The organism is Veillonella sp. KGMB01456, from assembly GCF_023051165.1.
Taxonomy (GTDB): domain Bacteria; phylum Bacillota; class Negativicutes; order Veillonellales; family Veillonellaceae; genus Veillonella_A.
In genome coordinates, this window is sequence record NZ_JALKIG010000010.1 from 17959 (window position 1) to 41545 (window position 23587).

Below are 23587 nucleotides of genomic sequence, written 5' to 3' on the forward strand. Positions count from 1 at the left end.
ACAATATCACTTCTTAAGCAGAAGGTCAATAAATTTGGCGGCTCCTTGGGATATCGGCAACAAACGAGAACGAACCAAAGCAATCTTGCGCGGCGGTACTACGATGTCCGTTTTAATTTCCACCACACGGCCTTCTTTGATTTTCTGTTTTACCAAAAAATCCGGTACGAGCGATATGCCCATGTTAATTTCTACTAAATCCATCAGCACGTCAAGGCTGCCGAGCTCGAAGGATGGTTTTTTGAATGCTTTATTAGTTAGTTTGTCAAAAAAAACACGGCTGGCGGCGCCCTGCGTCAACAGTAATAACGGCTCCTGTAAGAGACGATTCACATCAACTGTGCCCATGCCTTTATAAAACGGGCCGCCTACGAAGATGTCCTGCATCGTTTGCAGCTCAATAACTTCCAGTTGCGGATTAGATTCCAAGCCTTCATACGTGTTGACAATAGCGAGCTGTACTTCACGGTTTTCCACCATAGTCACGCAATCAGGGGATGGACGGTTCGTAATCTGAAGACCTGTCTCCTGTTCCTGTTCCTGCCATATCTTAAAATACGGCAACAAGAAGTGACGACACAATGTATCGGTAGCAGCGAGTTTAACGCTTTCCTGTTCATGAGTTAACCGATCCTGTAATTGAGTCACGCCATTATCAAGAATGGAAAATGCTTTCGCCACTGTGTCAAACAATTCCTTACCTTCCGGCGTAAACGAAACCGATTTGGTCGTACGTTCGAACAGCACCATATTGAGCTCTTTTTCCAATTGCTTAATACTTTGGCTGATGGCCGATTGCGATACACCTATCTCTTTCGCTGCTTTTGAAAAAGACAGGTGTAAGCCCACCCCTAAAAAAGTACGATATAAATCAGTAGAAATACTCATTGTAATCTTCTCTCCTTTACAGCAACAACTATCACTCAAACCCCAACTTATTGTTCAAACTGCTTAGTCTCTTACAATTAATACCTTATTAATAAGTCTTAACTATTATTATAATACCATAACCACGTAACGTGTAATAGTAATTTCAAAACTATATAACAGTATTTTTAACATACTTGTTAATCGCTCATCTATTAATAAGTCAATATAATTACAAGAAAGAAATTGCTAACTCCTCCTAATCAATTTTTTCTTTACTAATAAGTCTAAACCGTATATACTAGAATTGTCAATATAGGTATATTATATCTATAATTAAACAACTGCACAATAGCCAGTACACCAATGACAATGTTAAGAGGAGGCTTATTATGTCAATTCATCGCATTTTCGTCCGCAAACGCGAAGGCTTTGCTCACGAAGCTACTTCCATGTATCAAACTATTCGTACGGAACTGAATATTCCTGTCAAAGCTGTCACTATTTACGAACGCTATGACATTGAAGGCGTATCTGACGAAGATTTAGCCAAGGCCAAACAGCTTATTTTCTCCGAACCACCGGTAGATGAGCTTTTTGACACCCTCCCACAAACCGAAAATACACATATTATTGCCACCGAATACGTGCCGGGGCAATATGACCAACGAGCCGATTCGGCCGAACAGTGTCTTGCCATGTTAACTCTCAAATCGGGTGCCACCGTGCGAACGGCTCGCGTGTTTGCCTTGGAAGGCGATCTCAGCGCTGATGATTTGGCACGTATAAAACATTATTATATTAATCCCGTCGATTCCCGCGAAGCATCGCTCGAACTCCCAACATCTTTAGCCCTCGATGTGCAGCCGCCAAAGCCGGTTGAAAGTCTTGAAAACTTTATCACCGCCGATGAAACGGCTTTAAAAGCACTTCGTCAGGAATTGGGCCTGGCCATGAGCGATGCCGACTTGGCACTCATCCAAGATTACTTCGCCAATACGGAAAAACGTAATCCGACCATTACGGAAATTCGCGTGCTCGACACCTATTGGTCCGACCACTGCCGTCACACCACGTTTATGACGGAACTTACAAATATTACCATTGATGACACCCCGGCAACAGCACCGATTCGCGCCGCTTTGGACGAATACATGGCCGGTCGCGGGGTTCTCTACACGAGCCGAAAAAAAGCCCGCACCTTGATGGATATGGCCACCTTAGCCGTTAAAGAGTTGCGTGCGCAAGGCGGTCTCAAAGAAATCGACGAATCCGAAGAAATCAATGCCTGTACCATCGTTGTACCCGTTGATGTGAACGGTAAAACCGAAGAATGGCTCTTATTATTCAAAAACGAAACGCACAATCATCCGACGGAAATCGAACCTTACGGCGGTGCTGCCACTTGTCTCGGCGGTTGTATCCGCGACCCGTTGAGCGGTCGAGCCTATGTATATCAGGCTATGCGCGTTACCGGTTCCGGCAATCCGCTTACTCCGCTTGATGAAACCTTGGAAGGTAAATTACCGCAGGTACAGATTACGACCGGCGCCGCTCGCGGTTACAGCTCTTACGGTAACCAAATCGGTCTTGCCACCGGCGAAGTTCGTGAATACTATCATCCGAGCTATGTAGCTAAACGCATGGAAATCGGCGCCGTTATCGGGGCCGCCCCTCGCACTAACGTACGTCGTGAAGAACCGGTACCGGGTGACATCGTTGTCCTGCTCGGCGGTCAAACCGGTCGTGACGGCTGCGGCGGTGCTACCGGCTCCTCCAAAGAACACGATTTATCCTCCCTCGCTTCTTGCGGTGCGGAAATACAGAAAGGTAATCCCCTTACGGAACGTAAAATCCAGCGTTTATTCCGTCGTCCGGAAGTTACCACATTGATTAAACGTTGTAACGACTTCGGTGCCGGCGGTGTATCTGTAGCCATCGGTGAATTAACTGACGGTCTTTTAATCAACCTCGATACTGTGCCTAAGAAATACGAAGGCCTGGATGGCACGGAACTTGCCATTTCCGAATCACAGGAACGTATGGCTTGCGTCATTGCCAAAAAAGACTGGGACGCTTTCCAGAAATACTGCGACGAAGAAAACCTCGAAGCTACCATCGTAGCGGATGTAACCGACAGCAACCGCCTCACTATGACTTGGCAGGGCGTGAACATTGTCGACATCTCCCGCGATTTCTTATATACTAACGGTGCTGAACAGCATCAAAAAGCCCATGTGGCTTCTCCGGTTGCCGGCTATTACAACACACCGGCCGTAACGGATCTTAAAGCCCATTGGCTCGACACCATGAAAGACTTAGCCGTAACGTCCCAGCAAGGTCTGGGCGAACGTTTCGACAGCACCATCGGTGCCGGTACCGTTCTCATGCCGTTCAGCGGTCTCTATCAGAAAACCCCGGTACAAGGTATGGCCGCTAAATTGCCGGTACTTCATGCTGAAACAACGACAGCCAGCCTCATGACCCACGGTTTCGATCCGTTCTTATCCGAATGGAGTCCGTTCCACGGTGCGCAGCAGGCTATTCTGTTGGCCGTTGCCAAAATCGTAGCCCTCGGCGGTGACCGCAGTACGGCGTACTTAACCTTACAAGAGTATTTCGAACGTTTAAATCAGGATGAAACAGCTTGGGGTAAACCGGTAGCCGCTTTACTCGGTGCTTATAAAGCTCAAAAAGAATTGGGCATCGGCGCCATCGGCGGTAAAGACTCCATGTCCGGTACTTTTATGGACTTAACCGTACCGCCTACCCTCGTAGCCTTTGCCGTTACAACGGCTCATGTAGATAATATTTTGACACCGCACTTCAAAGAAGCCGGTCACAAAGTATTACATGTGGACTTCCCACGCAAAGAGGACGACACGCCTGACTTTGATGTATTCAAAGCTCAAGCCGACCGCATCACGAAAGAAGCGCGTGCCGGCAAAGTGGCAGCTGCTTATGTAGTAGAAGCAGGCGGTATTGCTGCCGCCATCACTAAAATGGCTCTTGGCGACCGCATCGGCGTAGAACTTAACGATGACGTAAAAGACTTGTTATTCGCTCCGCACAGCGGTTCTTGGATTATCGAAACCGACGAAGCTACAGCTGCTGCATGGGCTAAGGAAGAGTATGTAACAGTACTCGGTACCCTCACTAAAGAACCTGCCATTAAAGTGGCCGGCACGGAACTTGCCTTAGCCGACCTCGAAGCAGCCTATGAAAGCACGTTGGCACCGATCTTCCCATTGACGGCAAAATCCGGTCAAGGCGAAGCCGTTGCTTATATTCACGATCAAAAAGCGAAACCGCGTCAGGCGCCTGCTATTGCCAAACCGCGTGTCGTTATTCCGGTATTCCCGGGTACGAACTGTGAGTACGATTCGGCCCTAGCCTTTGAACGGGCCGGCGGTGAAGCGGACATCGTTATTATCCGCAACCGCACCGTAGCGGAATTGGAAGAATCCATTCAGGAAATGAAACGCAAATTGGACGAAGCTCAAATTGTCTTCTTCCCGGGTGGTTTCAGTGCCGGTGACGAACCGGACGGTTCCGGTAAGTTCATGGCTACCTTGTTCCGCAATCCGTACCTCAGCGAATCCTTACACAATTTATTGCACAACCGCGACGGTCTGGCTCTCGGCATTTGTAACGGTTTCCAAGCGTTGATTAAATTAGGCCTCTTGCCATATGGCGAAATCGCCCCTATGACGGCAGACAGCCCTACTTTGACGTACAACACTATTGGCCGTCACCTTTCCGGTATGGTTCGCACCAAAGTAATTTCCACGAAATCACCTTGGATGAGCCTCTGCAAAGCCGGAGAAATCTACACAATTCCGATTTCTCACGGCGAAGGTCGCTTCATTGCGTCCCCGGCCCAAGTCGTTGAATTCAACCGCAAAGGCCAAATTGCTACGCAGTATGTTGATTTAGACGGCATCGCCTCTTACGACGCCCGCTACAATCCAAACCAATCCGTTGCCGCCATCGAAGGTCTCTTCAGCCCTGACGGCCGCGTATTCGGTAAAATGGGCCACATTGAACGTACGGGCCACGGCATTTCCAAAAACGTACCGGGCAAACAGGGTATGCCTGTATTTGCTTCCGGCGTAGCATACTTCAAATAATACTCATATTTACGACTGATGTAACTGATTGATTTAGTTAGCCGGTTTAACTGACCGGTTTAACCGGCTAATTTATTAGTTTTGCAAATAAGCTGTTTCACACAACCTATTATTTCAAAAAATGCATACAAAAAGAAAAAAACGGCATGACAAATGTCGTTTTTTTCATCGGTATAAGTTGCATATCTACCTGATTTCTTGTATCATAAAAGATGGTGAATAAGTTTAGAGACATAACCAGCTCTTGTTATTCTTAAGTGAAAGGATGTAAGCACATGCAATGCGCACAGAAATTAACAGATAATATCTATTGGATAGGCAGCAACGACTGGGATACGGAACGCTTTGAAAATTTATTTCCCATTCCGTTGGGCGTAAGCTATAACTCATATTTTATCGATGATGAAAAAACTTGTATCGTAGACTCCGTTGATGACAGCATTCGTCAGGAATTTTTTGACAATGTGGAATTTTTATTACGTGGTCGCGAGCTCGATTATGTAGTCGTTAACCATATGGAACCGGATCACTGCTCTACCTTGGTTGAGCTCATTGAACGTTATCCGAATGTTAAACTCGTAGGTAACCGCACTACATTCCGCTTGTTCGAACAATTCTACGGCCGTCCACACCCTGAAAACTATTATGAAGTTAAAGAGGGCGACAGCATTTGCTTAGGTAAACACACCTTACATTCCTATACCATGCCGATGGTTCACTGGCCTGAAGTAACTTGTACGTTTGAATCCAGCAACGGCATCCTCTTCTCCGCCGATGCGTTCGGTACCTTCGGTACCATCAACGGCAACATCTTCGCCGATCAGCTCGATTTCGAACGCGTTTACGAAGACGAAGCTCGTCGTTACTACACCAATATCGTTGGTAAATACGGCGTTCAGGTACAAAATGCCATCAAAAAAGTCCTTCCGTTGGGCATTAAAATGATTGCACCGCTTCACGGTCCAATCTGGCGTACACCGGAAAGCATCCAGTACATGATTGAAAAATACATGCATTGGAGCACCTACTCCGCCGAAAAGAAAGGCGTAGTTATCGCTTTCGGGTCCATGTACGGCAACACTGCCGATATGGCACAGCAATTAGCTCGCTTGTTATCCTTCCGCGGCATTACGGATATTAAAATCTACGACGTATCGAAGACCAATCCGTCTTATATCATCGCGGATGCTTGGAAATATAGCCATCTTGTTTGTATGGCTCCTACTTATAACTTAGCCTTATATCTTACCATGGAAAACCTTTTATATGAATTGAAAGCGCTCAACTTCCATAACCATAAGGTGTCCATTGTAGGCAACCATTCTTGGGCTTCCGCCGCTATGAAACGCATGGTGGAATACTTCACCAATGAAATCAAGGACATGGAAATTGTTGGTACGCCACTCGATATTCGCGGCGCTTTACATCAAGATCAATTAAAATTATTTGCAAAATTAGCTGATGATATCGTAGCTTCCATTAACGAAACTGAAATCAAAACGTTCAGCTTATAATAAACATATAATTCCATAAGCCTTAGGGCTTATAGCAAAAGGACAGGTTCACGACGAACCTGTCCTTTTTAGTGCAATCAATATTCTCTTTAATCGGCGTCAATCGTCTTTACACACCGAAATCAATTTTGCTTCGAAATCACTTCCGCTTTTAAACCGAATTCGCTTACAGTTTTTTCACAAACTCCGACTTCAAAGCCATGGCGCCGAAGCCGTCGATTTTACAATCGATGTTGTGATCGCCGTCAACGAGGCGAATATTTTTAACACGGGTCCCCTGTTTTAATACGGAAGCCCCTTTTACTTTAAGGTCTTTAATAATAGTTACGGAATCGCCGTCCTGCAAGAGATTGCCGTTGGCATCACGCACAACTAAACCACCTTCGGCGGTTTCAGCATCGGCGGCCGACCATTCGTGAGCACACATAGGACATACATAAAGATGGCCATCCTCATAGGTATACGATTCGCCGCATTTTGGGCAATTAGGTAATTCACTCATTGATAGTCTCCTTTACATTACACAATATAACTATATACTCTTAATCTACAATTTCCGCCACGGATTTACGCGGTCTCGCAAATGGATGCTCAGCCGGCACGCCAATCGTTACAACCGCTGCAATTTCATGACTTAAATTAAGCCATGCTTTCGCTTCTTCCTGAATAAAGTAAATATCATTAATCCACAAAGAACCTAAACCGTATTCGGTCGCCATTAAGAGAATTGTATTGATAAACGCTCCCAAGGCCTGTAAGTCACTTTTTGCCCAGATTCGTTCATAATCGATATCATCGTCAAACGGATTATAAATGATAAGTACGGCACCCGCCGTTTTCATAGCATGCAAACTGATTTCCAAACTACCAAAACGTTGCCCCGCTTCTTTAAGCCGTTGTAAACAAGCATATCCCATTTCAACAAAGCCATCTTTTGAAGCCCCCTCCAATATGCGTACGCGCCAAGCTTGGCGATTTTTAGGTGACGGCGACATTTTAGCCATGTCAATCATATGCTCAATCTGAGCTCGTGGTATGGGAACTGATTCATAACGGCGAATACTGCGCCGTGCCCCGATTGCTGCTTCCAGAGTCATCAAATGAGGCTCTTTTACCGAATCAGCCGAATTCGCCTCACCAATTCGCACCTGTTCATTTTCACTCATAATGACGTCAGCCCTTCCTCTTTAAATTCATTACGTAGCATTTTCTATTATATTATATCAAAAATAGTGACATAAGCCTAATTTTATAGATTTACAGTTATTTTAAAAGAGTAAAAAACTTAATCGCCGCTTTACACAATTTTAGAAAAATAATCATCATTTTAAAATTAATTAAGCTACACTATATGGTTACATTTTGTCCCGCCATCAATCAACTGCTCCTATTTTTTGTGTTTTAGCAGTAGGCAAATACGATTATTTAGTATATACTAAATTAAGACTTTTACTATCTGTTAAATTAACGAAATTTAGTGTATACTAGAGGAATCGCTATTAAATACTAAGGAGGTTACAATGAATAACATTGTAGTTATCGGCAGTTGTAACATGGATATTACCGTCATGGCCGATAAACGTCCCGCAGCCGGTGAGACAATCATGGGCTTGGGACTTAATATTTCGCCGGGCGGCAAAGGGGCTAACCAAGCAGTAGCCTCCGCCAAGTTGGGGGCTCATGTTACCATGGTCGGATGCATCGGCGATGATGCTTATGGCCGCATGGTATTAGACAATCTCCACAAATATAACATAAACACCGACTACCTTACCGTTATAGAAGGTGAAAACAGCGGTACAGCGCACATTACCTTAGCGGAAGGCGATAACAGCATTATCGTTATTGCCGGCGCCAATGCTAAAGTCGATTCGAAAGTCGTCGATAATGCGTGGGACGCCATCAAAACAGCTGATTTAGTCCTCGTACAAAACGAAATTCCTTTATCGACAATTGGCTATATTACGGAAAAATGCGCCAAAAACGGCATCAAAGTGCTCTTAAACCCCGCTCCGGCTGCCGATTTAGACAGTGCTTGGCTCGAAGCAGCCACATATATTACACCTAATGAACACGAATTAGCTGCACTATATCCGGGACAGGCAACGGAAGACACCATGCTTGCCAATGAAGGAAAGATTATCGTAACTCTCGGGAAGCAAGGCGTGGCTTATGCCAAGGACGGGAAGGTTCACACCGTACCCGGTTTTACCGTAACACCGGTAGATACAACCGGTGCCGGCGATACTTTTAACGGAGCCTTCGCCACAGCCATCGCCAATAATAAATCCATGGATGAAGCCCTTCAATACGGTAATGCCGCAGCGGCTCTTTCCATTTTAAAACTAGGTGCTCAAGAAGGTATGCCTACGGCCGATGAAGTAGCCGCCTTCTTAGCCAAAAGGAGTTAATCATGCAAAAAGGTGGAATCTTAAACAGTCACATTGCTAAAGTATTAGCCGATTTAGGTCATACCGATACAATTTGCATCGGTGATTGCGGTTTACCCGTACCGGCCGGTGTGCAGAAAATTGACTTAGCCCTCACCTTCGGAACCCCAAGTTTTGAAGCGGTAGTGCGTGTCTTAAAAGCCAATATGCAGGCCGAATCAATTCATATTGCCTCCCCTATGGAAGAAATGAATCCCCATAACTATGCCGTTCTTCAGGAATTATATCCGCAAGATCGCTACGAATGGGTCAGAACCGACCACGAAGCCTTTAAAGAAGCAACGAAACAGTGTAAATGCATTATTCGCACCGGTGAAACCACACCGTATGCCAATGTAATATTACAGGCGGATTGCATTTTTAACGACGAAAAATAAACGATTAGGAGTTTTCAATGGAAATCAAAATGACAGGGATTGCCAAAGCCTTTGGAACCAACCAAGTTCTTAAGGACGTGGCCATCACCCTAAAAGCCGGCGAAGTTCACGCCCTCATGGGGGAAAACGGGGCGGGTAAATCTACCTTGATGAACATTCTTACAGGCTTACATAAAGCGGATGCCGGCGTTATTACAGTCGATGGCGTCGCCACGACCTTCGCCAATCCGCGCGAAGCAGAGAAAAACGGGATTGCCTTTATCCATCAGGAATTAAATATTTGGCCGAACCTCAGCCTGTTGGAAAACCTCTACCTCATGCAACCGAAACGAAACGGCATCGGCATGTTGGATAGAAAAGCTATGCTCGCCGAAGCACAGGCCAAATGCAAGGAATTAAATATCGAATTGCCCCTCACGAAAGAAGCGGGGCAATGCTCAGTCGGTCAACAACAGATGACCGAAATTTTGCGTGTACTCATGCTCGATGCCAAGGTCGTTATCATGGACGAACCGTCGGCCGCTCTCACCGAACGCGAAACGGAAACCTTGTTCCGCATGATGCGCCAATTAAAAGCCCAAGGCGTAGCCATCGTATACATCTCCCACCGGATGGAAGAAGTATTCAGTGAATGTGATGTTATTACCGTTATGCGCGATGGCCACACCATCAGCACCAAACCGGTTCAAGAAACAACGGTTGATGAAGTTGTGCGTCACATGGTAGGTCGTTCCATCGATGAATTTTATCCCGATAGAACCACGGCACCGGGCGACGTGGTACTCACCGTTAACGGCTTAAAACCGAGAGATTTCAACAGCACCATTTCCTTTGATTTACGTAAAGGCGAAATATTGGGCGTAGCCGGCCTCATGGGGGCAGGACGCACCGAAATCATGCGCGCCATCTTCGGCATCGACAAACACGATGGCGGCGAAATTACACTAAATGGTAAACATCTTCATTTCAAAAAACCGGAAGATGCGATTAAAGCCGGTATTGCCTTCATCACGGAAGACCGCAAAGGGGAAGGTCTGATTCTTGACTTTTCCATCGGCAAAAATATTACCTTGCCTAATCTCGGTCAAGTATGTCCAAACCATGTGCTCAACAGCAATAAACTGGTGGATTTTGCGGACAACTTATCCAAACGCTTAGGCGTCAAAACTCAATCGGTTCACTTACCGGCCTCCTCGTTATCCGGTGGTAATCAGCAAAAAGTAGTTATCGCCAAATGGATTGGTTTATCCCCATCCATTATCATCATGGACGAACCGACCCGCGGTATCGACATTGGTGCCAAACGCGATATTTACGATTTAATGAATGAATTAACGAGCCAAGGAGTTTCCATCATTATGGTCTCCTCGGAACTCCCTGAAGTTATCGGGATGAGTGATCGGGTCATGGTCATTCACGAAGGAGCCGTTGCAGGTATACTAAACCACAACGACGCTTCACCGGAAGCCATCATGAACCTAGCAACAGGAGGACAATAATGAACCAGAATATTACGGAAACACTCAAAAAATTAGGCCCTCTCATCGGCCTGATTGCCTTATTTATTATCATCGCCTTTATGAACGACAGCTTCTTGGAATTCTCCAACTTGCGCAACTTATTACGCCAAGTATCCATTAATGCTATCATCGCCTTCGGTATGACCTTCGTTATTTTGACGAGCGGTATCGACTTATCCGTAGGCTCCATCCTCGCTTTATCCAGTGCCATCATGGCCAACTTCATCGTTGGCGGCATGAATCCGGAAGTGGCCATTCTCGCCTCCGCCGGCGTGGGCATTATCCTCGGCGGTATCAACGGTATCGTCATTGCCTACGGTAAAGTGGCACCGTTTATCGCCACCTTGGCAACCATGACGATTTATCGCGGGGCCACCTTAGTTTTTACGGACGGCAACCCTATCAGCGGTTTGACCAGTGATCCTTTGTTCCACGGCTTCGGCCAGGGCGATATCGCAGGTCTGCCCGTACCGGCTATTACCATGTTTGTATCCTTCCTTATTTTATGGTTTGTTTTGCAAAAAACAACCCTTGGCCGTCAGACCTATGCTGTCGGCGGCAGTGAAAAGGTAAGTTATATTGCCGGTATCAAAATTAACCGCGTTAAAATCTTCGCTTACGCCTTAACCGGTATGCTCAGTGCCATTGCAGGCGCCATCATTACATCCCGCCTCAATTCGGCGCAGCCGACAGCCGGTATGGGCTATGAACTTGACGCCATCGCCGCTGTAGTATTGGGCGGTACCAGTCTTGCCGGCGGTCGCGGTCACATTGTAGGTACCTTAATCGGTGCCCTCATCATCGGTACCCTCAACAATGGTTTAAATATTCTCGACGTTTCCAGTTTCTATCAACAAATCGTCAAAGGTATTGTAATTCTACTTGCAGTCCTCGGGGACCGCAAAAAAGCGTAGGAGGTTAGGAATGAAAAAATTATTAACAGTCATCGCTGCCGTAATCTTAGTTATCGGTCTCGTAGCCGGTTGCGGCTCTTCCAACAATGGTGGTGGCGATAAAAAACAAGGTACTATCGGTTTCTCCGTATCTACCTTAAACAATCCGTTCTTCGTATCTTTAAAAGACGGTGTTGAAAAACAGGCTAAAGAATTAGGCCTTAAAGTTAAAATCGTTGACGCTCAAAACGACCCTGCTAAACAGGCTAATGACATTGCCGATTTATTAGAAAGCGGCGTATCCGTATTGATCGTTAACCCGGTTGACTCCGCTGCTATTGCTACTTCCGTTGAAGCAGCCAACGCTAAAAACATTCCGGTTATCACTGTTGACCGCTCTACCGACAAAGGTAAAGTAGTAGCTCACATCGCTTCCGATAACGTTAAAGGCGGCGAAATGGCAGCTCAATTAATCGTTGATAAACTCGGCAATGGCACTAAAGTTGCTGAAATCGAAGGTATCCCGGGCGCTTCCGCAACTCGCGAACGTGGTCAAGGCTTCCATAATGTTGCCGACAAATCCTTAGACGTAGTAGCTAAACAGAGTGCTGATTTTGACCGCACTAAAGGCTTAAACGTTTCCACTAACATTCTTCAAGCTAACCCTGATGTAAAAGCTATTTTTGCTCACAACGACGAAATGGCTCTTGGTGCCATCCAAGCTGCTAAATCGGCAGGCAAACAAGTTTTCATCGTAGGTTTTGACGGTACTGCCGATGCTGAAAAAGCTGTTCAAGACGGCACTTTAGCGGCTACTATCGCGCAACAACCTGAATTGATGGGTAAAATTGCTGTAGATACTGCTTCCAAAGTTATCAAAGGTGAAACAGTGGAAAGCAAGATCCCTGTAGAACTTAAAGTAGTAACTAAATAAAGCATATGCTTTGATACGTTGATAGAAACATTGATAGAAATTAAGCCTCCCCTGCCAGTTGCAAGGGAGGCTTTTTATTGATTATAACTCATTTATTTTATACTTAAAACGCATCTATGTTGAATTTTCTATTTAATTCAACACTAAAGAGTGGTACAATAAATTGTATACGAAATCGTCTGACAGCCATACTCTCGTCAGATAAAATCGCTAAATTCTCAGACAAAGACGCTATTATAAACAGAACATATACTTTTTGTCTGATACCTCGGATGCTTCGATTCCGACCTTGAAAGGAGATATTAATTATGAGTAATTTTACTGTAACTGCTACTGACAAAAAGCTGCTCGACCTTTTGGCGACAGACGCGAAATTAACCCATGACCAATTGGCGGCCATGTTAGGTGTAGCCGAAGCTGAGGTATCTGAACGTATCGCCGTGCTGGAAGCGGAAGGCATTATCAAAGGCTATCAAGCCGTAATTGACTGGGAAGCCATCGATGCCAATAAGGCAACCGCCCTCATTCAACTTAAAGTTACACCGGAACCTGATCAAGGCTTCGATAAACTCGCGCATCGCATCATGCAATTCGAAGAGGTGGAAGGTGTCTATCTCATGTCCGGCGGTTATGATTTGACCGTTATCATTCAGGGCCAAAGCATGCGCGATATCGCCCTCTTTGTTGCACGTCGTCTTTCCACTTTGGAAGGTGTCCAAGGCACGGGTACGCACTTTATCTTGAGCCGCTACAAAGACCGCAATGTAATCTACCATGACGAAGAACAAAAAGAAACAAGGAGTAATGTGTTCTATGATTAATTATGATAAATTTTTAAATCGTGAGCTGTCCAATGTAAAACCGTCCGGTATTCGCCGTTTCTTCGACATTGCCAGCGAAATTGATGATGTTATTTCCCTCAGCATCGGCGAACCGGATTTCACCACGCCATGGCATATTCGTGAAACCGGTATCGATACCTTAGAAAAAGGTAAGACCTGGTACTCACCAAATCGCGGTTTTGCGGACTTACGCGAAGAAATCAGCCGTTGGTTCACTCGTAAATACGATGTAACGTATGATCCCGCTACCGATATTCTGGTCACTGTTGGTGGTTCTGAAGCTATCGATTTAGCTCTTCGTGCCCTCATTAACGAAGGTGACGAAGTACTCATTCCGGTGCCTAGCTTTGTTTGCTACACGCCGCTTACGGAAGTAGCCAAAGGTGTGTCCGTACCGGTGGAAACCAAAGCGGAAAATAACTTCCGTCTTACGGCCGAAGATATTCGCTCCCACATTACACCTAAAACCAAATTGCTCGTTTTGCCATTTCCTAATAATCCAACCGGTGCGATTATGCGCCGCGAGCACTTAGAGGAAATCGCCAAAGTCATCGAAGAACATGACTTGCTCGTTATTTCCGATGAACTCTACAGCGAATTGACCTACGGTTCCGAACAACATGTAACCATCGCATCAGTTCCGGGCATGAAAGAACGAACCATCGTCATTAACGGCTTCTCCAAAGCCTTCGCTATGACGGGATGGCGTCTCGGCATGGCCCTCGGTCCAAAAGAAATTATCACGCAAATGACGAAACTTCATCAATATGGCATTATGAGTGCCCCATCGGTTGCTCAATATGCTGCCATTGAAGCGTTGAAACACGGGGATAAAGATATTGAATACATGCGCGATCAATACGATATTCGTCGTCGCCTTTTGGTTAAAACCTTTAACCAGTTGGGCCTCACTTGCTTCGAACCGGAAGGCGCCTTCTACGTATTCCCGGACATCCGCTCCACCGGTCTCGATTCGGAAACATTCTGTGAAAAATTGCTTTACGCCAAACACGTAGCCGTCGTACCGGGCAACGCCTTCGGTGATTGCGGCGAAGGCTTCGTGCGTGTAGCCTATGCCAATTCCTTAGCGAATATTAAGGAAGCGTTAAAACGCATTGCTGAATTTTTGGAAGAATTGAAAACTCAATAAAATAACTCAAAAAACGCCTTTGCATACCGTGAAGGCGTTTTGCTTGCCCGCAGCTTTCCCTCTTAGAGTCAGCCTAAACCAGGCATGCAAAAAGCCCTCTCACCGGTCGTGAGAGGGCTTTCATTATGCAGTTATTCAGGTGTCATTTAAAGCTATAAGCTTCCCTAAAGCCCTAAATAAACTACGCCTTATTAGATATATTTTTTAGCCAACGCTTCGAAATCGGCTTCATGGTCCTGAATCCAAATATCGTAGGCCACGCCGGCATCATTTAAAGTCTGTGCCAATTCAGCAAAGAAAGCCGGTAAATCAGCTGTTGTAATGGCGCCCAAAGGTTCGCCGAACGTTACAACGCCCAATTCATCGCTGCCGCCTTTAAATAAGTTGAAGGCCGGTTGTGGTTTGCCGTCAACTTGTTTTACGAAACCGTGTAAACCTAATGTGCCGATTTGATGAGTACCGCAAGAAGATGGGCAACCGGAAATGTGGATTTTTGGCAATAAGCTGTCATCAATACCTTCCGCTTTTAAGTGAGCCAAAATGTCTTTGTAAGCAGCCTGAGAGTTCTGGAAACCTATCTGACATTTAGAAGCGCCTACGCAGCATACGCTGGCGGAAAAGTTGGAAGTAGAGCTGTCGTCTTTGATTAAATCATATACTTTACGAGCTTCGTCAGCGGTCAAGTTAATGAAGTAAGTACCTTCTTCACCGGTCATACGAGCTTCGGTACCTTCCAAGGAACCGACGTATTGGAATACGTCGCGAGCCACTACCGGCTGCGCATGGCCTCCTACCGGATGATAGTATACATAGTATAAACCGTCTTGAACCTGTTCACCGATTAAACCGTTAGCTTTCGCCAATTCTTCTTGAGTCAATTTACCATTGCCGGTTTTAGTAATCGTAGTATCAGGTAAAGTGTAATCCAAATCTTCTACGCGTTTGGTGAACAACAAGAATTTGTTGAATGTTTCACGGAATTTATCTTCGCCCATTTCAGCAACCATGTAACGAGTACGGTTTTTGCTGCGAGTCTTATAATCCGCATTTTCAATAAACGTACGAACCATGGCTTTGATATAGTATAACATTTCGGACGGATCTACTTTTTCAGCCAATAAAATGCCTTTACGCGGATTGCCGCCGAGACCGCCCGCTGCATATACGGTAAAGGTACCGTCAGCTTGTGCCCAGAAACCTAAGTCTTTAAAAGTTACATGTGTTGCATTTTCAAGACCGTTAGTGAACGCAATTTTAAGTTTACGCGGCATTTTAAAGTCAGGAATTAACGTCAAAATATATTCGCTGGCCACTTGTACATATGGTGTAATGTCAAATGGTTCGCCCGGTGTTACGCCACGCAACGGACTGGCCGCAATATTACGCGGATGGTCACCACCGCCACCACGGGAATAAATACCCTGTGCATGGCATTCTTTGAACATTTCAATAATTTGTGGACCCTGAAGGCTGTGAATCTGAATAGATTGACCGGTTGTGAAATGCAAATGCGGCAAATCATTGCGTGTGAATAAATCAGCTAAGAAGGCAAGTTGCTTTTGCGTAATACGTCCCCCGGGTAAACGCAAACGGAACATGCCCGTATTAGCGCCGCGTTCTGCATAGGTACCGAACGGGCCGGACAAGCCTTTGTAATCGTTAACTGAAATTTCTTTGTTGAAGAATTGTTCGCTTACTTTAGCAAACTTCGGTAAATCTTTGATGAGGCGTGCTTTCACCTCTTCTGTTAAAAATGTCATCTGTATCCCTCTCATTTCTTTATAATGACATACTTATATCAACTTCAAATACAACTATTTCAATCGTAACACGTCCCCCGAACCGCGTCAATATTGAACACGACTCGAGGGCCGAAATATGTCTCTATTTAATTTGATAACGTTAATCAATACGCATACAAATCAAACCAATAATCAGTATAAATCTATTGTAACAAGGGTGTTGTGACAATTGTCACATTTGTAAAATTGTCACATCTGTAACAATCGGCCGCATGGCAATTGTCAGCTTTTATTACCTATGATAGCCTCCCTGTTTAGCTCTAGGCGGTTGTAAAATCATAGACCACATAATCCCCGCTTTTAAGCCCCCCGGCGGCAGGCGATGATTGCCACCGTGAAAAACATGGCGCCCCGTCATAGACGCAGTCGGTTGCCATACATTCGGTGCCGGCACCGTTTTAGCCGGTTGTGCCGATGGTATGGTCGTCCGATTCGGTGAAATCGTAGCCGTCTTTGGCACCTGACGAGTCGATGTTTGACGTGTAGCTACCGTTGTCGTCGTTTGTTGACGCGTCGAATCTCGTCGCGCCGGTTCTACAGTTGGCTCTACGCGCTGTCTGGCCACTACGATAACCGGTTCTTCCCGTCTTACATCGTTCGGCACAGGCACAGATTCCGGTCTCGAAGCTTCTTGCGGCAGTGATGCTTCACGTGGCAACGCCGCTTCTTGAGGACGCGGTGCTTCGTTAGAGATGGTGGTCGGCCGTGGCGTTGGTGGCGCCTTACGTTCCATTTTAATGCCGTAATGGCGTTCCATCTCTTCCCAGGTCATAGCCTCTTCACTACGACCGCGCGTATTGGCATTACCGGTTTGCGTATTGCCGGCAGGCCCCATGCCTCCCGTTGTACGATTACGCTGCCCTTCACTTGGCGGCATAGGATTCGTCGGTTGCTGTGACCGCGGTCCCGGACGGTTCTGCTCACCCGGATTCGACCAATCGTAATCAGTCCTATTTTCTACATTCGTATTGTCTTCATTAGGATTACCATCTTGAGGATTACGCTTCTTTTTACGGGTACTCAAAATAACATTCCCCAATATAATCAATACGACTAATAAACCCAAATCCATAGCTTACCTCCGCTATTTATTGCGCGGATTTGGCTGAGTTGTCAGTTCGGTGGTTTCCCCTTCAGCGATAGTCTCACGCATTTTGGTATCTGCCATAATATTGTTCATATTGTAATAATCCATAACACCCATATGACCATCACGCAATGCTTGCGATAAAGCCTGCGGTACTTCGGCTTGCGCTTCCACAACTTTCGCCTGCATTTCCTGCGTGTAGGCTCTCATTTCCTGTTCTTTCGCAACAGCCATGGCACGACGTTCTTCCGCTTTCGCCTGAGCGATATTCTTATCCGCTTCCGCCTGATCCGTCATGAGCTGAGCCCCGATATTACGTCCTACATCAACGTCGGCAATATCGATGGACAAGATTTCAAACGCAGAACCCGCATCAAGCCCCTTATTCAATACGGTACGGGAAATATGATCCGGATTTTCAAGCACATCCGTATGTTCTTCCGAAGAACCTACAGTCGTTACGATACCTTCGCCGACACGGGCAATAATCGTCGCTTCACCGGCACCGCCGACCAAGCGATCAATATTGGCACGCACCGTTACACGGGCGCGAACTTTAAGTTCGATACCGTTTTTAGCAACGGCGGAAATCGTCGGTGTTTCAATAACTTTAGGGTTAACACTCATTTGAACTGCCTCAAGCACATCACGACCGGCCAAGTCAATGGCGGCAGCACGTTCAAAGGTCAACGGAATAGACGCCCGTTCAGCCGCGATTAAAGCATCAACAACGCGGTCTACATCACCGCCGGCTAAATAATGCGCTTCCAGTTGGTTAACATTAACCGAAAGACCCGCTTTATTGGCTTTTACCAATGGCAAAACAATCTTCGACGGCGATACACGACGTAAGCGCATCCCGATCAAAGTAAAAATACCTACATTTACCCCGGCCGCCAAGGCGGAAATCCACAGTCCTAACGGTACAAAGTGGAAAAACAGGGCTGCGACTATGACGACGGAAACAACAATAAACATAAAACTAAAATTAACTAACGCTTCCATAGAGCCTCCTCTTCACTTATGAAAAAATATATGACAAGTCCGCCATTTACGGACACCAAGAACTTAATGGATTATATTTTGTAACGCTTATTCAGACTCTACTTTTCTAACTACAACACGGCCACCGGTAACGGCAACAACCACTACTTTAGTGCCCGGTTCATAGAATTCTCCGTCCGTTACTACATCAACCGGTGTATCGTCAAAAATAACGCGCCCGGCCGGCCGTAAAACAGACTGGGCAATCCCTTCGCGGCCCAATAAATCGGTTCGCTCATCATTACCGCTATAACCGCGGTCCTTCGTAGACTCCAGCGTTAACGTCAAACGTCTACCTATCCAAGTATGCGGTGCTTTTTTGACTAACCAAATACCGACAATGAGCGCAATAACCGATACAATCGCAACTACAATCGACGCCATAGCACCGGCGCCCAAGTAAAAATAAAGAGCGGCCAACAAGAGAACCATACCGCTCACGCCGAATATACAAGTACCCGGCACAACAGCCTCGATTCCCAGCAATACAATGCCGCCGATGAATAGATACGTTATCATCACGTGCCTCCTTTCTCGAAATTTATCTCTTAATTAATAATATTCAATACGTAAAGTATGAACTCCTCTTTTTAAAGATAATTTGTTTGAAAAAACGACTGCAGTAAAACATGAATTTAAAAGCATATTTTATCTGCAGCCGCCACAGCTCTCAATACTTTTATTAATTTTTTCGCATGTACACAAAAGAAAGCCCCCTATCGCCCTGTTCAATTGTCTTTTTTTTGATTATACACCATCAGCGATTATATGCCCCCTTTTTAACTGTCCGTCATAATGCACAAAACCTCTACGCACGATAATAACCGTTCACGTAGAGGTTTTATTTTCACTAATAGCTTTTATTAGCCGGCTCTCGATTATTCAAACATAGCCGGCAAATTAGGATTTTCATAGGCTTCAAAGCACATCAAAACCTGTTCCTTAGAGCACTTTTCAACAGCCATATTATCCGGAATTTCGTCTTTACTGAAAAATCCCGTTGCCGTTGTTTCAATGTTCTCTTCAAAATGACCGCCTTCGAATTCACACATAACGAACACTTTGAAAACACCATAAATTAAATTCGTTACATTGTGCTTGCGCCAATCCTGAATTGCAATGAGGCGTTTAGCTTTTACGTCATAGCCGGATTCTTCTTTCACTTCTTTTTCCGTATTGGAGGCAATCGTTTGATCTACATCACACCAACCGCCCGGGAGTGACCACTTACCGGTGTTTTCACGAACGAGGAGAATCTTGCCATCAACGAACACAGCCGCTCTGGTATCAATCTTCGGCGTCTGGTACCCTTCTTCATTGCAAAAGATATCATATACCTTGCCCACAGGAATATCCGTTTTGACTGCCACCATTTCAGCTGCAATTTGACGAAGCTCTTGGTAGCGCTCCAAATCGTATTTGTCTTTACCGTATTCCAGCCCCGCCTGCGCTATACTTTGGATTCGAATTGCAAAATCAAGCCACTTATCGTTCATGTATATGCCTCCCGATATCTCACTTAAAGAATAAATATGCTTTTGCTATTATTATTCTATACGAAGTATTCTAAAACCTTTTTACAACAAAAAAACTCTGCTCATGGCACATATCCATTCTGCAGAGTTTAATTATTTATATCAATCATTATGTTATCAAAACTAATGGCGGAGAAGGAGGGATTTGAACCCTCGCACCGTTGCCGGTCTGCCGCATTTCGAGTGCGGTCCCTTCAGCCTCTTGGGTACTTCTCCTTGTTTTTACGACGCTCTTTAAAAAAGTCCTTCATTATCTGACTGCATTCGTCAGCCATAACCCCGCTTAAAATCTCAGGCTCGTGATTCAAGCCCGGATGGGTCAGTACATTAAATAAAGACTCTACAGCGCCTCCTTTGTAATCGCTACTGCCATATACAACACGGTCAATCCGGCTGTTAATAATGGCTCCGGCGCACATCGGACACGGTTCTATAGTAACATAAAGCGTGCAACCGGTCAACCGCCAACGGTCAAGTATTTCACAAGCTTCGCGAATGACTAAAATCTCCGCATGAGCCGTTGCATCGTGATCTAATTCACGGCGATTATGATGACGCGAAATAATCTCGCCATCCTGGACAATAACGGCACCGATGGGAATCTCGCCAAGGTCATAGGCTTTTTTTGCTTCTTGTAAAGCTTCCTGCATATATTCTGCATCCGTCATAACCTACCTCCTTAAGCTTAACTCACGACTTATTACCGCGCATAACCATTATTGTAATTTTATCCGATTATGGGGTTCCAACAGGTCACCAAATTTGAACCGTATCTATTGTATCATGGTTTTTAGGTTTATTAAATAAAAACTTCCTACTGTTATACGGAAAAATTTTTCCTTATATATATAAATAACATCTTATATTCTTATTCATTTCCTATACATCCAAATTTCACTGTAATTTCACGAATTTTACATACAAATTTCATAATTCCCCTGTATGCTATACCCATAGCAGAAAACTAAAACTCCAATCCGAGTTTTCAAAATTAGATGAAGACGAAATTGGTAACGTTACTAAAAAGATTTCGTTATTCCATGATTGAGTTACAAAAAGTTCTGCTACACTATCTCTCGTTAATATAGCAAAGGAGTCTTAGTATGAAAAAATCGACTCAGAATTTATTGAGAAAGGTTGCTTTGCTAGGTGTTCTAGGCGGCACCCTTTGGGGTACCTCAATAGCTGCTGAGCCGGCTGCAACACAACAAGCAACCACAACTCACGTAACAACCGCTAGTGCCGGTATAGAGGGCCCTCAAACGGCAACCGTACAAGATGACGGTTCCAATAGCCCTACCATTTATGACAGAATGTTACGCGCCCGTTCCATGGCTCGTAACCAGGTAGAAGCTAATACCGCTATCTTCTTGATGCCGGAAGCTAACTACGGCGCTAATCGCACCAATGCCGGTCAAATGCCAAATGCCTACGACCGCCAATCCCATCGTGGTCAGGAACGCCAGTATCAGCCAAATGGCGACAACAGAATGCAACCGCAAGCTAATGAACAGGGTTCCGAGCAAGGTCAACGCATGGAACGCCACAGCCAACCTCCTATGATGAATGACCAAAATGGTCGTCAAGGTCAGCCGCCTATGGGTCAACCTCCTATGATGCATGACCGGGATGGTCATCAAGGTCAACCTCCTATGGGCCAACCTCCTATGATGAATGACCAAAATGGTCGTCAAGGTCAGCCTCCTATGGGACAACCTCCTATGATGCATGACCGGGATGGTCGTCAAGATCAGCCTCCTATGGGACAACCTCCTATGATGCATGACCGGGATGGTCGTCAAGGTCAGCCTCCTATGGGGCAACCTCCTATGATGGGTGGCCAAGGTGGTCCGCAGGGTATGCCTCCTATGGGACAGCCTCCTATGATGGGCGGTCAAGGTGGTCCGCAGGATATGCCTCCTATGGGACAGCCTCCTATGATGGATGGTCAAAAACATCATGAAGGCCCGCATCATAATGACAAAAAGCATATGAAAAAGTACGACAACAACCGTCAGTACGAACATGCAACCCCGACTTCCTACACGGATGTCAATTTCTAAGAAATATCTCCTTTTTAAGCTTTCTCAAACACACACGTAAAAACCAACACAACTAAATAAATTCTCAACACACAACACACAAACACACAACACACAACAAAAAAGCCTGTGGATTCTAGGATTTGCAGGCTTTTTTGCTTTATTCCCTTATCGCCGTATTCTTCAACGCAACATACGCTATTCCTCCCAAATATGTTATACTTAAGAAACCCCATATAAGTTTTCAGGGTATTACAAGCATATTTTCAAATGATATAGAAAGAGTATTCTTATGAGATCAAAATCAAACTCCATTTGGCAACGCGCCGCCATGATGACTATCATCGGCACCACGCTATACGGCACCGCTTTTGCGAGCGAAGCTGTTTTGCCAAAAGAAGCCATCCCGCGCCTGCAATTGCCGACACAGGAAACGCTCTTAGAGAGTAAAAATGAACACCAAAAAACTTCCAAAGCCGTCGCCAAGCAGACTCAAGCGGCGATAAATCCCAATCAGTTATATGCCGATAAACGTTTGATTAACCCTTATACGGCGTATATGTGGCGCGAAGATAACGAAAATACGGCTACTTTACCTCCGGCTTTTCGCACGTCTCGCGACCGTTTTAAAACAGATCCCAATTTACCTACCCGCAAGGGCTTGGATACCTTAAATATCTCCGGCAGTTCTCAGCCATCGGCGGAGCAATTGGCACAAATCGCCAATACCTTGCGCACCAAGACCGACGGTCCGATTTATGTAGTGGACTTACGCCAAGAAACTCACCTTTTTGTAAACGGAATTCCTGTGAGTCACTATGGCAAACGCAACTGGGGCAATGTGGGCAAATCCTATCAAACTATCATCAATGAAGAGCGGGACTACGCCAATAAATTGGTAAATACGGCCCTTCCTATCGCTTCTTTAGATGCGGATAAAAACGCCATTAACGAACAGACGCTTACAGTTACATCAGCCAAAACCGAGGAAACAATAGCCAAAGAATTGGGCTTACGCTATGTGCGCTTTACCGCTACCGATCACACCTGGCCGGATGAAGCCTCCATCGATCGTTTTATTGCTTTTTACAAAACACTACCAAAGAACGCATGGCTCCACTTCCACTGCGAGGCCGGCAAAGGCCGTACCACTGCCTTTATGGCTATGTATGACATTATGAAAAACCCGGATATACCGTTAGCCGATATTTTAGCGCGCCAGCAGTTGATTGGTGGCAATAATGTGGCGGCTACATCCGATAAAGATACTTGGAAGGCTCCCTATTACGAGGAAAAAGCGGTTATGATTAACAAGTTCTATCGCTATGTACAGCAAAATTATCAGACAGGCTTTGAACTCAGTTGGAGCGAATGGTTAAATCCAAAGCCTCAGCCGTAGC

The 23587-nt window shown here is 45.5% G+C and carries 20 protein-coding genes and 1 tRNA gene; 11 read left to right on the top strand and 10 right to left on the bottom strand.

Annotated features, from left to right (window positions below; translation table 11 throughout):
* Positions 1-6: 6 nt before the first annotated feature.
* On the bottom strand, positions 7-888 hold the full coding sequence (locus MXE28_RS04485) for a LysR family transcriptional regulator (protein WP_226974145.1): 882 nt from the start codon (positions 886-888) through the stop codon (positions 7-9).
* Positions 889-1259: 371 nt separating this feature from the next.
* On the opposite strand from MXE28_RS04485, the gene MXE28_RS04490 reads away from it, so the two are divergent.
* Complete coding sequence (locus MXE28_RS04490) at positions 1260-4997, top strand: phosphoribosylformylglycinamidine synthase (protein ID WP_226974146.1); 3738 nt, start codon at positions 1260-1262, stop codon at positions 4995-4997.
* Positions 4998-5272: 275 nt separating this feature from the next.
* Positions 5273-6511, top strand: coding sequence for an FprA family A-type flavoprotein (locus MXE28_RS04495; protein WP_021841908.1), 1239 nt, complete (start codon positions 5273-5275; stop codon positions 6509-6511).
* 166 nt (positions 6512-6677) lie between these two features.
* On the opposite strand, the gene MXE28_RS04500 is transcribed toward MXE28_RS04495, so the two are convergent.
* Both MXE28_RS04500 and MXE28_RS04505 read right to left on the bottom strand, forming a co-directional pair.
* On the bottom strand, positions 6678-7013 hold the full coding sequence (locus MXE28_RS04500) for a zinc ribbon domain-containing protein YjdM (RefSeq protein ID WP_021841909.1): 336 nt from the start codon (positions 7011-7013) through the stop codon (positions 6678-6680).
* Positions 7014-7053: 40 nt separating this feature from the next.
* Positions 7054-7677, bottom strand: a complete 624-nt coding sequence (locus MXE28_RS04505) for a nitroreductase family protein (RefSeq protein WP_021841910.1) — start codon at positions 7675-7677, stop codon at positions 7054-7056.
* Positions 7678-8031: 354 nt separating this feature from the next.
* Between MXE28_RS04505 and rbsK the strand changes: the two genes are divergently transcribed.
* The 7 genes from rbsK to MXE28_RS04540 all read left to right on the top strand — a co-directional run bounded on the left by rbsK (position 8032) and on the right by MXE28_RS04540 (position 14677).
* On the top strand, positions 8032-8922 hold the full coding sequence (gene rbsK, locus MXE28_RS04510; RefSeq protein WP_021841911.1) for a ribokinase: 891 nt from the start codon (positions 8032-8034) through the stop codon (positions 8920-8922).
* 2 nt (positions 8923-8924) lie between these two features.
* Complete coding sequence (rbsD, locus tag MXE28_RS04515) at positions 8925-9338, top strand: D-ribose pyranase (RefSeq protein WP_021841912.1); 414 nt, start codon at positions 8925-8927, stop codon at positions 9336-9338.
* A 17-nt stretch (positions 9339-9355) separates the two neighbouring features.
* Positions 9356-10837 carry a sugar ABC transporter ATP-binding protein gene (locus MXE28_RS04520; RefSeq protein ID WP_156704532.1) on the top strand — a complete coding sequence of 494 codons (1482 nt, stop codon included), beginning with the start codon at positions 9356-9358 and terminating at the stop codon, positions 10835-10837.
* On the top strand, positions 10837-11772 hold the full coding sequence (gene rbsC, locus MXE28_RS04525; protein ID WP_247239843.1) for a ribose ABC transporter permease: 936 nt from the start codon (positions 10837-10839) through the stop codon (positions 11770-11772). Before MXE28_RS04520 ends, rbsC begins: the two co-directional genes overlap by 1 nt.
* Before the next feature lie 10 nt (positions 11773-11782).
* Positions 11783-12685, top strand: coding sequence for a ribose ABC transporter substrate-binding protein RbsB (rbsB, locus tag MXE28_RS04530; protein ID WP_021841915.1), 903 nt, complete (start codon positions 11783-11785; stop codon positions 12683-12685).
* Positions 12686-12993: 308 nt separating this feature from the next.
* On the top strand, positions 12994-13506 hold the full coding sequence (locus MXE28_RS04535) for an Lrp/AsnC family transcriptional regulator (RefSeq protein WP_021841916.1): 513 nt from the start codon (positions 12994-12996) through the stop codon (positions 13504-13506).
* On the top strand, positions 13499-14677 hold the full coding sequence (locus tag MXE28_RS04540; protein WP_156704537.1) for an aminotransferase class I/II-fold pyridoxal phosphate-dependent enzyme: 1179 nt from the start codon (positions 13499-13501) through the stop codon (positions 14675-14677). Before MXE28_RS04535 ends, MXE28_RS04540 begins: the two co-directional genes overlap by 8 nt.
* Positions 14678-14868: 191 nt before the next feature.
* Here the strand turns inward: MXE28_RS04540 and MXE28_RS04545 are convergent, their stop codons facing one another.
* The 7 genes from MXE28_RS04545 to tadA all read right to left on the bottom strand — a co-directional run bounded on the left by MXE28_RS04545 (position 14869) and on the right by tadA (position 20813).
* The gene (locus tag MXE28_RS04545; protein WP_226974148.1) at positions 14869-16437 is read right to left on the bottom strand and encodes a nitrite/sulfite reductase; all 1569 of its coding nucleotides are present in this window, start codon (positions 16435-16437) and stop codon (positions 14869-14871) included.
* Positions 16438-16711: 274 nt separating this feature from the next.
* On the bottom strand, positions 16712-17551 hold the full coding sequence (locus tag MXE28_RS04550) for a hypothetical protein (protein ID WP_021841919.1): 840 nt from the start codon (positions 17549-17551) through the stop codon (positions 16712-16714).
* A 12-nt stretch (positions 17552-17563) separates the two neighbouring features.
* On the bottom strand, positions 17564-18544 hold the full coding sequence (gene floA / locus MXE28_RS04555; RefSeq protein ID WP_206512531.1) for a flotillin-like protein FloA: 981 nt from the start codon (positions 18542-18544) through the stop codon (positions 17564-17566).
* A gap of 114 nt (positions 18545-18658) precedes the next feature.
* On the bottom strand, positions 18659-19129 hold the full coding sequence (locus MXE28_RS04560) for an NfeD family protein (protein ID WP_021841921.1): 471 nt from the start codon (positions 19127-19129) through the stop codon (positions 18659-18661).
* A 359-nt stretch (positions 19130-19488) separates the two neighbouring features.
* A complete protein-coding gene (locus tag MXE28_RS04565; protein ID WP_021841922.1) occupies positions 19489-20106 on the bottom strand; it encodes an NUDIX hydrolase in 618 nt (205 codons plus the stop codon).
* Positions 20107-20272: 166 nt separating this feature from the next.
* Positions 20273-20361, bottom strand: a tRNA-Ser gene (locus MXE28_RS04570).
* The gene (gene tadA, locus MXE28_RS04575; RefSeq protein ID WP_226974150.1) at positions 20340-20813 is read right to left on the bottom strand and encodes a tRNA adenosine(34) deaminase TadA; all 474 of its coding nucleotides are present in this window, start codon (positions 20811-20813) and stop codon (positions 20340-20342) included. Before tadA ends, MXE28_RS04570 begins: the two co-directional genes overlap by 22 nt.
* 435 nt (positions 20814-21248) lie before the next feature.
* Between tadA and MXE28_RS04580 the strand changes: the two genes are divergently transcribed.
* Positions 21249-22208 (top strand): hypothetical protein, encoded by a 960-nt coding sequence (locus MXE28_RS04580; protein ID WP_156704546.1) that lies wholly within the window; start codon positions 21249-21251, stop codon positions 22206-22208.
* Positions 22209-22479: 271 nt separating this feature from the next.
* A complete protein-coding gene (locus tag MXE28_RS04585; protein ID WP_247239844.1) occupies positions 22480-23586 on the top strand; it encodes a protein tyrosine phosphatase in 1107 nt (368 codons plus the stop codon).
* Position 23587 lies beyond the last annotated feature (1 nt).